The organism is Bradyrhizobium sp. WBAH42, assembly GCF_024585265.1.
Lineage (GTDB): Bacteria > Pseudomonadota > Alphaproteobacteria > Rhizobiales > Xanthobacteraceae > Bradyrhizobium.
Map to the genome: position 1 here is coordinate 6159769 of NZ_CP036533.1, position 14166 is coordinate 6173934.

General features: G+C 64.6%; 14 protein-coding genes and 2 tRNA genes. 7 read left to right on the forward strand and 9 right to left on the reverse strand.

Going from position 1 to position 14166, the window contains the following annotated elements; translation table 11 throughout:
• Positions 1–43 precede the first annotated feature (43 nt).
• Positions 44–1294 carry a NupC/NupG family nucleoside CNT transporter gene (locus tag DCG74_RS29030; protein ID WP_172783040.1) on the forward strand — a complete coding sequence of 417 codons (1251 nt, stop codon included), beginning with the start codon at positions 44–46 and terminating at the stop codon, positions 1292–1294.
• Between the two features lie 110 nt (positions 1295–1404).
• Here DCG74_RS29030 and DCG74_RS29035 read toward each other — a convergent pair whose 3' ends face one another.
• The 3 genes from DCG74_RS29035 to DCG74_RS29045 all read right to left on the reverse strand — a co-directional run bounded on the left by DCG74_RS29035 (position 1405) and on the right by DCG74_RS29045 (position 3756).
• Positions 1405–2604, reverse strand: coding sequence for a rhomboid family intramembrane serine protease (locus tag DCG74_RS29035; RefSeq protein WP_246708692.1), 1200 nt, complete (start codon positions 2602–2604; stop codon positions 1405–1407).
• A 151-nt stretch (positions 2605–2755) separates the two neighbouring features.
• Positions 2756–3283: a cupin domain-containing protein gene (locus DCG74_RS29040; RefSeq protein ID WP_172783039.1), complete on the reverse strand. Its 528-nt coding sequence runs from the start codon at positions 3281–3283 to the stop codon at positions 2756–2758.
• A 299-nt stretch (positions 3284–3582) separates the two neighbouring features.
• Entirely contained in the window at positions 3583–3756 is a 174-nt protein-coding gene (locus DCG74_RS29045) for a hypothetical protein (protein WP_172782854.1), read from the reverse strand.
• Here DCG74_RS29045 and DCG74_RS29050 point away from each other — a divergent pair.
• On the forward strand, positions 3700–5826 hold the full coding sequence (locus tag DCG74_RS29050) for a tetratricopeptide repeat protein (RefSeq protein WP_172783038.1): 2127 nt from the start codon (positions 3700–3702) through the stop codon (positions 5824–5826). The two genes, DCG74_RS29045 and DCG74_RS29050, sit on opposite strands and share 57 nt — an antisense overlap.
• 123 nt (positions 5827–5949) lie before the next feature.
• Here the strand turns inward: DCG74_RS29050 and DCG74_RS29055 are convergent, their stop codons facing one another.
• Entirely contained in the window at positions 5950–6237 is a 288-nt protein-coding gene (locus DCG74_RS29055) for an usg protein (RefSeq protein WP_036029809.1), read from the reverse strand.
• A 399-nt stretch (positions 6238–6636) separates the two neighbouring features.
• Between DCG74_RS29055 and DCG74_RS29060 the strand changes: the two genes are divergently transcribed.
• The 3 genes from DCG74_RS29060 (at position 6637) to DCG74_RS29070 (ending at position 9071) form a co-directional block, all read left to right on the forward strand.
• The gene (locus DCG74_RS29060; RefSeq protein ID WP_025037205.1) at positions 6637–6951 is read left to right on the forward strand and encodes a co-chaperone GroES; all 315 of its coding nucleotides are present in this window, start codon (positions 6637–6639) and stop codon (positions 6949–6951) included.
• Positions 6952–6996: 45 nt separating this feature from the next.
• Entirely contained in the window at positions 6997–8637 is a 1641-nt protein-coding gene (groL, locus tag DCG74_RS29065; protein WP_172783037.1) for a chaperonin GroEL, read from the forward strand.
• A 146-nt stretch (positions 8638–8783) separates the two neighbouring features.
• Positions 8784–9071, forward strand: a complete 288-nt coding sequence (locus tag DCG74_RS29070) for a GIY-YIG nuclease family protein (protein WP_172783036.1) — start codon at positions 8784–8786, stop codon at positions 9069–9071.
• A 112-nt stretch (positions 9072–9183) separates the two neighbouring features.
• Here the strand turns inward: DCG74_RS29070 and lepB are convergent, their stop codons facing one another.
• The 5 genes from lepB to DCG74_RS29095 all read right to left on the reverse strand — a co-directional run bounded on the left by lepB (position 9184) and on the right by DCG74_RS29095 (position 12758).
• Complete coding sequence (gene lepB, locus DCG74_RS29075; RefSeq protein ID WP_172783035.1) at positions 9184–9930, reverse strand: signal peptidase I; 747 nt, start codon at positions 9928–9930, stop codon at positions 9184–9186.
• A 159-nt stretch (positions 9931–10089) separates the two neighbouring features.
• The gene (locus tag DCG74_RS29080) at positions 10090–11253 is read right to left on the reverse strand and encodes a slipin family protein (protein ID WP_172783034.1); all 1164 of its coding nucleotides are present in this window, start codon (positions 11251–11253) and stop codon (positions 10090–10092) included.
• 337 nt (positions 11254–11590) lie between these two features.
• Positions 11591–11656 (reverse strand) — tRNA-His (locus DCG74_RS29085).
• 4 nt (positions 11657–11660) lie between these two features.
• Positions 11661–11730: transfer RNA gene (locus DCG74_RS29090), tRNA-Phe, on the reverse strand.
• Between the two features lie 194 nt (positions 11731–11924).
• Positions 11925–12758, reverse strand: a complete 834-nt coding sequence (locus tag DCG74_RS29095) for a LysR family transcriptional regulator (RefSeq protein ID WP_172783033.1) — start codon at positions 12756–12758, stop codon at positions 11925–11927.
• 129 nt (positions 12759–12887) lie between these two features.
• Here DCG74_RS29095 and DCG74_RS29100 point away from each other — a divergent pair, with 129 nt between their 5' ends.
• Both DCG74_RS29100 and DCG74_RS29105 read left to right on the forward strand, forming a co-directional pair.
• Entirely contained in the window at positions 12888–13481 is a 594-nt protein-coding gene (locus tag DCG74_RS29100) for a cysteine hydrolase family protein (RefSeq protein WP_172783032.1), read from the forward strand.
• A gap of 12 nt (positions 13482–13493) precedes the next feature.
• Complete coding sequence (locus DCG74_RS29105; RefSeq protein ID WP_172783031.1) at positions 13494–14132, forward strand: glutathione S-transferase N-terminal domain-containing protein; 639 nt, start codon at positions 13494–13496, stop codon at positions 14130–14132.
• Positions 14133–14166 lie beyond the last annotated feature (34 nt).

Consider the following 14166-nt stretch of genomic DNA (forward strand, 5'->3'; position numbering starts at 1 on the left):
GCAGCGCATGGGCGGCCATAATCATTGAGGGTTTGGGGACACCATGCTGCGCTTGCAATCGGCACTCGGCATTTTCGCATTGCTGTTGATCGCCTTCGCGCTGGCGGAGAATCGGCGCGCCGTGTCGCTGCGCCAGGCTGCGATCGGCCTCGCCGCGACCTTCGTCACCGCCCTCGTGCTGCTGAAGCTGCCAGTCGTCGCCCATGCCTTCGGTGCCATCAACGACGCGGTCGGCGCGATCTCGGCGGCTTCGCGGGCCGGCTCCGCCTTCGTGTTCGGCTATGTCGGCGGCGGAGCCCTGCCCTTCGACCTGAAGGCGCCCGGCGCGGACTTCATCCTGGCGTTCCAGGCGCTGCCGATCGTGCTGGTCATGAGCGTGCTGACGACGCTGTTGTTCTATTGGCGCGTGCTGCCACCGATCGTCCGCGGCATGGCCTGGCTGCTGGAGCGTACGCTCGGCGTCGGCGGCGCGGTCGGTCTCTCGACCGCCGCCAACATCTTCCTCGGCATGGTCGAGGCGCCGCTGTTCGTGCGGCCGTATCTGGCACAGATGACGCGCAGCGAGTTGTTCCTGGTCATGACCGGCGGCATGGCCGGCATCGCCGGCACCGTGCTGGTGCTCTATGCGACGCTGCTGGCCCCGCTCATCCCCGACGCCGCCGCGCATTTCGTCATCGCCTCCGTGCTCGGCGCGCCAGCGGCGATCCTGGTCAGCCTGATCATGGTGCCCGAAACATCCGACAAGCGCACCGGCGGCGCGCTGGAGGATCCGGAGATGGAGGTCGCCAGCACGATGGATGCGATCGTCAAAGGCACCAGCGCGGGGATCGAGCTGCTGATCAACATCGTCGCGATGCTGCTGGTGCTGGTGGCCCTGGTCTATCTCGTCAACGCCATCCTCGGCCTGCTTCCGCACATCGGCGGCGCCGCGATCTCGCTGCAGCGGCTGCTCGGCCTCGTCATGGCGCCGGTGTGCTGGCTGATGGGGCTGCCGTGGGATCAGGCGATCACCGCCGGCGGCCTGATGGGCACCAAGACCGTGCTCAACGAATTGATCGCCTATGTCGACTTCTCGAAGTTGCCGCCCGATACGATCGATCCGCGCTCGCGCCTGATCATGCTCTATGCGATGTGCGGCTTCGCCAATTTCGCCAGCCTCGGCATCATGATCGGCGGCTTAGGGGTGATGGCGCCGGAGCGGCGCGAGGAGATCAACGCGCTGGGGCTGAAGTCGATTGTATCAGGGACGCTGACGACGTGTCTGATGGGGGCGGTGGTGGGGGTGTTGACGTAGGCTCTCTCTACCGTCATTGCGAGCGAAGCGAAGCAATCCAGGCTGTTTCCGTAGATACATTTCTGGATTGCTTCGCTTCGCTCGCAATGACGGCGGAAGGAACGTACGGCTCAACCGCATAGTTTCGACTTCTGCAGGATGCGGCGCACCTCGGGCATCTTGGCACGGCACGGCTCGGCCGCCATGGCCTTCGCTTCGCTGGTTCGCCCCTGCGCCCACAGCAACACCGCCATCAAGCCCTGCGCCCCGGCACGCACCGGCCCGCCCGCCACGTCCGAAGCTGCGAGCGCCATGGCGGTTCGCGCTTCCGTCTCGGCGGCACTAAGGTTCGCTTTTTCCAGGAAGAAGACCGCACGGTACACGTGAGCCCGCGCGTCTTTCGGGTAGCGGGTGACGAGATCAAGCGACCGTGAGACCATCTCGTCAGCCTTCACCGGCACTTCCGAGGCGCGGATATAGTGCGCGGCGTCGGCCATGTAAGCCGAAAAATGCGCGGCGGCGAAGCCGGCGCAGATGAGAGATCCGATGGATCCTGCAAGCAAGGTCATGCTCGCACTTCGCGGCAGGCTGTCATAGGACCAGAAGGCCAGCCACGGCGTGACGGCGAGCGCGGCGCCGGCCACGGCACCGCCTGCATGCGCATAATAGTTGACGTTGCCGGACGCGCCGAAGGCAAGCGGCAGCAGTGCGGGAACACCGAAGAACAGCGAGGTCTTCAGCCGCGATATGGTTTGATCGGCATCGGCTTCGGGCTCGAAGCTCGCGACGAACAGCGCGGCGATCAGCCCGGTGATGGCGCCGGATGCCCCGACGCCGACCGTGCCGGGACCGTTGCCCAGTAGCGAGCCGGCCTCGCCTGCCAATGCACTGGCCACGAAGATCAGCGCAAACCAGCCGCGGCCGATCAGCGACTCCAGCCTGACACCGACGATGAACAGCGCGACGCAGTTGCTCACGAGGTGCCATCCGCTGCCATGCAGAAGCGGCGCAAGACCGATCCGCCACCACTCCCCCCTTCCGATGACGAGATCGTAGCCGGAGGCGCCCTGAGCGATCAGCGAGCGGACATCGAGGTCGCCGTCCCGCGCAATGTCGACGGCCAGACTGCGTTGCAGAGCGAAGATCAGGAGCAGAGCGAAGATCAGGCCAAGGGTGAGGAAGGGGATATCGGCCAGAAGCTTGTTGTCGGCAAAGAGCGTCTCCTCGCTTGACGAGGGCTTCTCAACAGCGATCGGCGCGGCTGCGGGTTGGAACGATGCTCTTGGAGCGGGCGCTACGGTGCCGCGTCGGCCAAAAGTGTTGGTCGCCATGAAAGCATTTCCCGCGTTGTCACAGCCTTGAGTTGACGCGAGAGGTGTTTTCGACTGGTTAGCACCGAGGTTGCGGGGCGGCCGAAATCATCCCGATTGCTGACCGCCCGGTTTCGCGGATCGACCGGATTTTAGCGATCAAGGGTCGCGCTTACGCCTTCAACTCCACCGTCTTGAACTCAGCGGGGAGGATCACCTCCAGCAGCTCCACGTCGTCCGAATAGTCCAGGATCATGTGCCTGATCTTCGGCGGCTGGGTCCAGGCGCTGCCTTGCTTCATCAAGGTCTCGCCCTGTCCGTCCATATAGGTCTTCACCCACCCCTTGAGCACGTAGACCATCTGGAATTCGACGTCGTGATAGTGGAGCTTGGAGACCTCGGCCGGATTGCAGGGGCCTTGCAAGCGGATCACATGCGCCTGCGCCAGGCCATGGGTCGCCTCGGCGATGCCGAGATCGCGGTACTTCGCGTAGGTGCGCAGGCCGTCGGCTCTGAAGTCTTCCTCGCGGTGATGGCTGACGGCGATGCGCTGCTTCGGACGTGCGGCCTTCTTCGGCGCGGCGGTGCGCGCCTTCGCCTTCACGGCCTTGCGTGCAGAGGATCGCGCCGCCGCCTTGGCGCCGTTCCGCTTCTTCGCCGCGGTCTTCAATGCGGGCCTCGATGCCCTTTGCTTGGCCATTGTCTGCCTCCCTGTTATGAGCCGCGCCCATCGCACGGATGTGGCTCGAACGCCAGACTACCCAGTCCCGGGCGAGGCAGCAATTGCGGGCTGATTGTGCTGAGTAGCGCCGCATCTGCGCTTACCCTGCCCTGGAGGGGGAGGGTCGATCGCGCGAAGCGCGAGCGGGGTGGGGTGATCTCTCCACTCGGACACTGTTCGACGTCGAGAGACCGTCACCCCACCCCGTCTCACATTTCGCTGCGCTCCATGTGAGCCGACCCTCCCCCTCCAGGGGAGGGTAAGAGGCTGTTGGCCAATCACGCGATCTCCGCATCGATCGTAGCTTGCCCCAGGCTGGCGTGGCGAGCGACCGTCGTCTCGTCTTCGTTCTCGCGCTGAACTAGTTTCGCCGGGGAAATCCGGGGGAATGATTCATGGGCAGCAATGTCGGTCAGCGTGCATTTCAAAATGCCCGGCTTCAGAAACGGCAAAAGGCCGAATCGCTACCCTTGCTCGGGCAAGCGCTCGAATTGCACAAGAAGGGACGCCTGCCCGAGGCCAAGGCTGCCTATCGCCAGCTCCTGCAGATCGCACCCAATCAATTCATCGCCCTGCATATGCTCGGCGCCCTGGAGTCCGATGCGAAGAACTATCAGCAGGCCGAGATCTTGCTGAGCCGGGCGGTTGCCGCGGATCCGCGATCGGCCGAAGCCCATATGAGCCTGGGCGTCGCGCTGAACGGGCTGAAACGTCACGCTGAGGCCCGCGAGATTTATCGCAAGGCCCTCGCCTTGCGGCCCAACTACGCCCTGGCCCTGTCCAACCTCGGCAACGCGAACGCAGCCCTTGATCGGCACCTGGAAGCCCTCGACAGCTACGATCGGGCGCTCGCCATCGACGGAAACCTGGCTGAAGCCCACAACGGCCGGGGCTCTGCGCTCTGCCGTCTGCGCAACTACGACGAGGCGCTCGCAAGCCTGAACCGCGCGCTCGCGATCAAGCCCGACTATGCGGCGGCGCTGGCGAACCGCGCCGTTGCGCTCCGGGAGCTGCAGCGATTTGACGAGGCCATGGCGGATTGCAATCGGGCAATCGCCCTCGCCCCTGACGACGTGAACGGATGGCTCTGGCGCGCCAATGTCCTGCTCCAGACCCAGCAGATGGCCCAGGCATTGGCCGATTGCGAAAAGGCGCTCGCGATCGCGCCCGATTCCGATCAGGCTCACCTGGTGCTGGGCCTCTGCCTTGCCGGGCTCGGCCGGGTCGACGAAGCCCTCGCCAGTTTCGACAGAGCCCTCGACATCCGGCCCGACCTCGAGAGCGCGATCTCCAGCAAGATCTTCGCGCTCGACTTCGTGCCGGACGCGAGCGTCGCGCAGCATCAGCAGGCGCGACGGGTATGGTGGGAGCGGATCGGCGCGAAACTCGCGTCAGAAGCGGCGGCACCGCATGACAACAGCCGCGATCCGGATCGCCGCCTGGTGCTGGGCTACGTCTCGTCGGACTTCAACGCGCATTCGGCCGCGTTCATTTTCAAGCCCGTGCTGCAACACCATGATCGGACCCGGTTCGAGATCGTGTGCTACTCGTGCTCGTCGAAAGTGGACGCGACGACACGCGAATTTCAAGCCATCGCCGATCGCTGGCGTGATGCCTCGCAATGGAGCGACGATCGCCTTGCCGCCCAGATTCGCGACGATCGCATCGATATCCTGATCGATCTGTCCGGCCATACCAGAGGAAACCGCCTCGGTGTATTTGCGCGCAAGCCGGCACCGATCCAGGCGCACGGCTGGGGCCACGGCACCGGCACCGGACTGCCGACGATCGACTATCTGTTCTCGGATCCGGTCGGGATTCCTTCGGCGGTTCGGCCTCTGTTTGCAGAGACGGTCGTCGATCTGCCGTGCTTCGTGACCCTGGCGCCGCTGCCGGCCGGAATTGCGCAGGGCAAGACGCCGGCGCTCTCGAACGGCTTCGTCACATTCGGTGTCTTCAACCGCATCAGCAAGATCTCGGACGAGGCAGCGGCAGTCTGGTCCAGGATTCTCGCGCGGGTGCCGGGCTCGCGACTGCTGATCAAGGACGTTGCGCTCGACGATCGGCTGGTCCGCGACAAGCTGCTGGCGCGATTTGCGGCGTGCCGATTGCCGGCCGAACGCGTCGATCTGCTTGGAGCCACCTTGCGGGACGAGCATCTGGCATCGTTCAACCGCATCGACATTGCCCTAGACCCGTTCCCGCAGAACGGCGGCGTCAGCACATGGGAAGCCCTGCAGATGGGCGTGCCCGTGGTGGCGAAGCTCGGCAACAGCCTGCCCGGCCGCGCTGCCGGCGCCATCCTCACCGCGCTTGGCCTGCCGGACTGGGTCGCCGACAGCGAGGAGGCCTATGTCGAGATCGCCGCCAGCCGTGCGGCCGAGATCGGCGAGCTCGACCAATTGCGCCGCGAATTGCCCGCAACGATCAACGCCGCGGCCGCGGGCAACCCCGTCGCATATGCGCAAGCGGTGGACGAGGCCTATCGCGCGATGTGGACGCGCTATTGCAGCGGCATCTGATTGGGAGATCTCGTAGGGTGGGCTAAGCGTAGCGTGCCCACCATTGCCAGATATTGCGCAGAGATGGTGGGCACGGCGCGCGAAGTGCGCGCCTTTGCCCACCCTACGAGACCGCTGCGCTGTTCAATGCAGCCGGAACACGCCGTCGACGGCGCGGAGCTCGGCCGGCTTGATCAGCTTGCAATGTGCCACCGTGACTGAGTGGAGGGGACCGTCGAGCTTCTCCTGCCAGAACGCCAGGAAGTCGGTCAGCGCGGGGAATTTCGGAAACATGTCGTAGTTCTGCCAGACATAGGTCTGCAGCAGCGAGGGATGATCCGGCATCCGATAGAGAATTTGTGCCGTCGTCAGCCCGTAGCCCAGCATCTGTTTCCGAAATTCCTCGGAAACGCCCCCAACGCGCAGTCCCATGCCAAACCTCCTTTGCAGGAGCGCATTTGCGGGGGTGGCCTGTCCGTGCCCCGGGAGCCACCCGGAAACGATGCGCTCACATGAGAGAAATGTGACGCAAACTGACAACTCATCTCAAGCCCAAAAGTTTAACAAGCTGTTGAAATTCAATGCTTTAGCAGCAGAGACGACTCCGTGCTAATACGGCCTCCCAAGCGGCCTCGAAGAGGCCGCCGAGGCTGGTTAACGATGGCAAAGGGTTTCTGGCAGTCCGCGCTTTCGGCTGCTATTTTTTCTGCTACAAACCCTTGCCCCCGCAAAATTCCTGTCCTATTTCAGCGTCGCCCGTGCTAGCACTCACGGGCAACGATTGCTAACAACCTCAAAACCTCAACCCGAGCAATTGCTTAGGAGGACTGCATGAAATTCCGTCCGCTTCACGACCGCGTCGTGGTCAAGCGCATCGACGCCGAAGAGAAGACCGCTGGCGGCATCATCATTCCCGACACTGCCAAGGAAAAGCCCTCCCAGGGCGAAGTCGTCGCCGTCGGCCCCGGTGGCCGCGACGAAGCTGGCAAGCTGATCCCGATCGACCTGAAGGTCGGCGACCGCGTGCTGTTCGGCAAGTGGTCCGGCACCGAGGTCAAGATCGACGGCCAGGACCTGCTGATCATGAAGGAGAGCGACGTGATGGGCGTTCTCGAAGTCAGCGAGTCCAAGAAGAAGGCGGCTTAAGAGCCCCTCTCCTCCCTCCAGTCAAACCCTCAAGGAAAAATTCAGATGGCAGCCAAAGAAGTCAAATTCTCGGTTGAAGCGCGCGACAAGATGCTGCGCGGCGTCGACATCCTCGCCAACGCGGTGAAGGTCACGCTCGGTCCGAAGGGCCGCAACGTCGTGCTCGACAAGTCGTTCGGCGCTCCCCGCATCACCAAGGACGGCGTCACCGTCGCCAAGGAGATCGAGCTCGACGACAAGTTCGAGAACATGGGCGCGCAGATGGTGCGCGAAGTCGCCTCCAAGTCCGCTGACGCGGCCGGCGACGGCACCACCACCGCGACCGTGCTCGCGGCCGCGATCGTGAAGGAAGGCGCCAAGTCGGTCGCCGCCGGCATGAACCCGATGGACCTCAAGCGCGGTATCGACCTCGCGGTCGAAGCCGTCGTGGCAGACCTCGAGAAGAACTCGAAGAAGGTCACCTCGAACGACGAGATCGCCCAGGTCGGCACCATCTCGGCCAACGGCGATGCCGAGATCGGCAAGTTCCTCTCCGACGCCATGAAGAAGGTCGGCAACGAGGGTGTCATCACCGTCGAGGAAGCCAAGTCGCTCGAGACCGAGCTCGACGTGGTCGAGGGCATGCAGTTCGACCGCGGCTACATCTCGCCCTACTTCGTCACCAACGCCGACAAGATGCGCGTCGAGATGGACGACGCCTACATCCTCATCAACGAGAAGAAGCTCTCCTCGCTGAACGAGCTGCTGCCGCTGCTCGAGGCCGTGGTGCAGACCGGCAAGCCGCTGGTCATCGTCGCCGAGGACGTCGAAGGCGAAGCGCTTGCGACCCTGGTCGTAAACCGCCTGCGCGGCGGCCTGAAGGTCGCGGCCGTCAAGGCTCCGGGCTTCGGCGATCGCCGCAAGGCCATGCTGCAGGACATCGCGATCCTGACCGGCGGCCAGGCGATCTCGGAAGATCTCGGCATCAAGCTCGAGAACGTCACGCTCAACATGCTCGGTCGCGCCAAGAAGGTGATGATCGACAAGGAGAACACCACGATCGTCAACGGCGCCGGCAAGAAGGCCGACATCGAAGCGCGCGTGGCCCAGATCAAGGCGCAGATCGAGGAGACCACCTCGGACTACGACCGTGAGAAGCTCCAGGAGCGTCTCGCCAAGCTCGCGGGCGGCGTCGCGGTGATCCGCGTCGGCGGCGCGACCGAGGTCGAGGTGAAGGAGCGCAAGGATCGCGTTGATGACGCGATGCATGCGACCCGTGCGGCCGTGGAAGAAGGCATCGTTCCGGGCGGCGGCGTCGCCCTGCTCCGTGCCTCCGAGCAGCTCAAGGGCCTGCGCACCAAGAACGACGACCAGAAGACCGGCGTCGAGATCGTGCGCAAGGCGCTGTCGGCGCCCGCTCGCCAGATCGCGATCAACGCCGGTGAAGACGGCTCGGTGATCGTCGGCAAGATCCTGGAGAACAAGGCCTACAATTACGGCTTCGACTCCCAGACCGGCGAATATGCCGACCTCGTCAGGAAGGGCATCATCGACCCGACCAAGGTGGTCCGCACCGCGATCCAGAACGCAGCCTCGGTGGCAGCGCTCCTGATCACCACGGAAGCCATGGTCGCCGAGCTGCCCAAGAAGGGCGGCGCCGGCCCCGCGATGCCCCCGGGCGGCGGCATGGGCGGCATGGACTTCTGATCCAGCCTCTCAGGCAAAGTCGAGACACGCGAAACCCCGGCAGCGATGCCGGGGTTTTTGTTTGGGCGATGCACGTCAAAGTGGTAAAATGGTCATTCCGGGGCGCGACGAAGTCGCGAACCCGGAATCCATTTCACCACTTGCTCATGGCCTACTACGTCTATCTCCTCGCCAGCAAGAAATACGGCACGCTCTACATCGGCGTGACGAACGACATCGTTCGCCGTATCCATGAACATAAGAGCAAAGCCGTCGCCGGTTTCAGCAAGAGATACTCTGTCGACAGGCTCGTTTGGTTCGAAATCTACGACGATCCCCTAACTGCCATCGCGCGCGAGAAGGAATTGAAGAAGTGGCGACGGGAATGGAAGGTCCGGCTTATTGAGGAGAAGAATCCCCAGTGGATCGACCTATATCCACAAATCGCGAGCTGAGCTTGCAGATTGATGGATTCCGGGCTCAGCGCTTCGCGCTGCCCCGGAATGACAGCCCGGATAGAGCGCGCGCAACCAGGCGCTGCGCGCTGCCCCGGAATGACGGGGCGCCTCACTCCACCTTCCCGATCCGCTCGAAGCGCGGCTCGCCGTCCTCGTCGAGCGACCAGAAAATCCGCGTCACCTTGCCGATGAGATTGTCCATCGGCACGAAGCCGAATGTCGACTGCATGCGGCTGTCGGTGGAATTGTCGCGGTTGTCGCCGAGCACGAAGAAGTGGCCCGGCGGCACCGTGAAGACGTTGGTGTTGTCGAGGGTGCCGTCGTCGGCGCAGTCGTAGGTCACATAGGACGCGCCGCTCGGCAGCGTCTCGCGCCAGCGCTTGACGGCCGCGCGGTCGTCGACACCGCAGGCCTCGCCGGCGGGTGTCGCCTCCAGGGCGACGCGCGTCACCGGGCGGCCGTTGAGGATGAGCTGGCCCTGCCGCATCTGGATGCGGTCTCCGGGCAGGCCGACGACGCGCTTGACGTAGTCGACAGAACTGTCCTTCGCCGTCCGGAACACGACGATGTCGCCATATTCGGGATCGGCGGCGAGGATGCGGCCCGAGATCCAGGACGGCGCGAACGTGAGCGAATGGCGGCCATACCCGTAGGCATATTTCGCCGCGAAGACGTAGTCGCCGACCATCAGCGTCGGTGCCATCGAACCGGACGGAATGTTGAACGGCTGATACAGGACGAAGCGAAACAGGATCACCGGCGACCACAGCACCGGGATCATCAGGATCAGGACAACGATCGCCTTCCAGTCGCTGGATCGCGCCGCGGGGCGGATCGATTCCTGAAGAACGGTCATGTGCCTTCCCTGATCAAGACGTTGCGGCCCCAAGATGACGCAACCTGCGAGCGTACTCAATCCCGCCGAACTCAAATTGGTCGCGCCGCGCGCTGATCGCGTTCATCGCAGACGGCGGCAACGCAGATGTGAAGGGCCGCCCGTGGGCGGCCCTTCGGTTCATGCGCTCTCGGGCGCCTTCAGGCGCACGAGCCGGGTCAGCAGCGCATCGAGGCCCTGGCCGTCACCGGCATGGAGGTCGATGCGGCCGACCTTCTCGACCAGCCGCTCCAGCGACTCCAGCTCCTTGAGCCGCAGCAGCAGGGGGTTCTCCTCCATCAGGCGGGCAGTGTTCAGGAGCGAACGCGTCGCCGCGGTCTCCTCCTGCCGGCGGATCAGGTTCGCCTTCGCGACCCGCTCCGCCTCCACCACCTTGTTCACCAGCTCCCGGATCTCGCCGGGCAGGATCACGTCCTTGACGCCGAGCTCGGTGACCTCGACGCCGGACTCCGCGACGCGTGCCCGCACATAGTCGCGCAGCTCCGCATCCAGCGCCGCCTTCGCCGACAGCACCTCGTCCAGCGTCCGGCCAGCTACCGCCTCGCGGATCGCGAACTGCACCAGGCGGTACAGCCACGCATCCACGTCGGGCACGGTCGCAACCGTGCGCTCGGGATCGACCACCTTACGGAACGCCGTCAGCGTCACCCGCAGCGCGATGCGATCCTTGGTCAGCATCTCCTGCGCGGTGATCTCGACCGCCTGGGGCCGCAGGTCGAGGCGCTTCACCTCGATCTTGCGGCCGACGGTCCAGAAGGCGTGCCGGCCGGGCGCGAGCCGCTCGGTGAGCCGGCCCTCGACATAGAGCAGGCCCGCCTCGTGGTTCTCGACCACCGTCTCCGACGTCACGGCCGAACGGTTGCGCTCGATCATGGCCAGATGTCGCGCGCTGACCTTGGGATCAGCGGACACATCGATGCGCTCGACATCGATGCGGGTTGCGACCTTCCAGTAGACGCGCACCTGCCAGGGCGTCATCAGATGCACGGGCCGGCCGTCGAGGCTGACGATGGCGATCTCGTCCGCCTTGGTCTCGACCGCCTCGAACAGTTCGGCGGCCAGATCAGGCCGCGCGGCCTTCAGCACTGCATAGCGCTCCGCAGAAAATTCGCTGCGGACCACGTCGAGCACCTCGGCCTTCAGCTCGTGCAGGGGATCGAACAGGCGATGCTTGCCGGGCGCGAGCACGCGCACGAGCTGCCCGTTGCGCGTCAGCAACGCACGCTCGCCATCCTTCACCGTCACGTTCAGCATCAGCAAGTGCCAGCCCTTGTTCAAAGTCATGACACGCCTCCATCATGTTGCCTCCGGCCGAACGCGGCCGGATAGCGGGTTGCGTTTGCAAAGGACGTGAGGACGCGGACGACGCTTCCGATGAAATCGGCGGGCCGGGGCTTGAGCTTGCACGATGACGGGCGCACGCGCGATCGCGCGAGACGTGTCGCGCGGTCATGCGGAGCCACCCGGCATCGGCGCAAGCGGTATCGACCCGCGGCGCAAAGCCGGTCTCACAGTGTCGTTGTTCGGACGAAAGCCTTTTGGGCAATGCGGCCGGACGGCGACTGAAGCGCGCGTCCGGTCCCCTTCAGAGGTATCAGCTTATGAGGCTGAAACGGAGCGCTGGAGCGGGATTCGAACCCGCGACAGGATGAGTCACAATCATCTGCTCTACCAAACTGAGCTATCCTTTGTGCAAGAGATCGGAATCGAACCGATGCCTTCGGGCTTTCAACCCGACGCTCTCCATGAGCTACGTCCTGCGTTTCTCCTTCATTCGGCGGAACACGAAACCGGAAGACCGGCCCGCGCCAGTCGGGATCTCAACGAGCCCGAACCCACGGCCTAGCGAAGGACGGCGCTAATAGACCAGGCACGTTCGGGTTGCAAGGGGCTGGCTCAAGATTTTTCGTCGCAGCTTGCGCGGTGTGACGCGAGGATCACAGCGAGACATCACCTCAACCGCGCGACATCGCCTGGAAACACGCCCTCACCCAGTCGATGGTCACGCGCGCTGCAGCGTCGCGCTTGAGATGGTTCTGCACCAAGAGCCAGACGTCGCGGCGCTTCGGTAGCAGCGTGGCGCGCAGGCGGCGATCGCCGAGCAAGTCCGCGCAAACATACTCCGGCAACACGCCTGCGGCCTGATGCGCGCGGATCAGGTTACGGATGACACGAACGTTGTCGGTGACGCAGCGCGCGCGGGCTTTCTTGGTGCGCAGGAATTGCATCTCGGGAATGGCACCGAGCTCGTCCGGATAGACGCAGAGCATCGGCTCGCCTTCGATCCTCGCAGGCTCGAAGTAATAGAGCTTGATGTCGCCGACCCTGGAGATCGCGAAATCGCCCTTGTCGGGCTTGCGGAGGCGGATGGCAAGATCGGCTTCCCAGCGCGAGAATTTGACGTTCTCGCTCGAGGTGAGGAATTGCAACGTCAGGCCGGGATGAGCGCGCAGGAAGTCGCTCGTGCGCGGCGACAGCACCGCCTCGGCGACCGTATTGGTGGAGGCGATGCGCAGACGTCCGACCGGACCTTCCAGGCTCTCGCTGAGGCGACCGATCTCGGCGGCATGTGCGGCCATCGCCTCGACATGCGCCAGCACCGCCTCGCAACTCCGCGTCGGCCGGCGGACGCCGTCGGCGGCCTCGAACAGACGCAAGCCGAGCGCACGCTCGATGCGCGACAGCCTGCGTCCGACCGTGGTCTCGTCGATGCGCAGCCGCGCGCTGGCGCCGGCGTAGGTGCCCTCGTCCCTGACGGCAGCGATGATGCGCAGATCGTCCCAGTTCATAGCGCGAGGCTATACCGGCCCCGAGCGGCCTGCAATATCGCAGCCACCCGCTGCAATATCCCTGCATATCGGCAGGCCTCCGCGGCGCTATGTTTCGTTCAGCCTTTGCCCCCGGAGATTTCCAAGACCATGACGACCGCGAAGACCCTGCTGCAGCTCGCCGGCGCCGATCTCACCCCGCCGCGCCTTGCCGACGCCGCGCTGGTGCTGATCGATATCCAGAACGAGTATCTCGAAGGTCCTCTCGCTTTGCCCGAGGCGAGACCTGCGATCGCGCGGGCGGCTGCGCTCCTGGCACGGGCTCGCGAGAGCGGCGCCGCGATCTTCCATATCGCCCATCGCGGCAAGGCCGGCAGCCTGTTCGATCGCGGCGCGGACCGCGGCGCCATCGTCGCCGAACTGAGCCCCCGTGCCGGCGAGCTGGTGATCGAGAAGGAGTTGCCGAATGCGTTCGCCGGCACTGATTTGCAGGCGCGCCTTGCCGCAACCGACAGGAAGAACATCGTGCTGGCCGGCTTCATGACGCATATGTGCGTCAGCTCCACAGCGCGAGCCGCGCTCGACCTCGGTTTTCGCACGACGATCGATGCCGATTCCTGCGCCACGCGCGACCTGCCGGACGGCGGCGGCGGCACGCTGGACGCTCGAACCATCCATGAGGTTGCACTCGCCGAGCTATCCGACCGCTTCGCCATCATCGCGCGCGGCGATGCACTGAAATAACGGAGCAACGCGATGCTGCAACTCTATTTCTCGCCGATGGCCTGCTCGCTTGCGAGCCGCATCGCGCTGATGGAAGCAGGCCTCGAGGCGCACTATCATCTGGTGCATCTCAGGACCAAGCAGGTCGTGGACGACGACAGCGACTTTCGCGACGTAGCGCCGAAGGGAGCGGTGCCGGTCCTCGTGCTGGAGAACGGCGATCGGCTGACGGAGAGCGCGGCGGTGCTGCAATACATCGCCGATCTGAAACCGGAGACGGGTCTTGCGCCGCGGTTCGGCGATCCCGATCGCTATCGTCTGCAGGAATGGCTGAGTTTCGTCGGGACCGAGATCCACAAGGCGTTCCTGTTTCCGACCTTCTGGTACAAGGACGACGGCTCGCTCGCCAAGCCGCGCGCAAGGATCGGACAGACCTTGTCGGTGCCGGCAGCGCATCTGGCGGACCGCGAATTCCTCGTCGGCAACGGCTTCACCGTGGCAGATGCCCATCTCACCTGGGCCCTGCTGCTGCTCCGTCCGGCAGGAGTAGACATCACGCAATGGCCGCCGCTGGCGGCCTATCTCGAACGCATGCAGGCGCGGCCCGTGGTGCGAGAGGCGATCGCCACCGAGATGGCGCTGCGCAAGACCATGCCCGCCAATGCCGCGTAGCAGGTCACCGGTGCGGGCAATGGCGCTGGCAAAG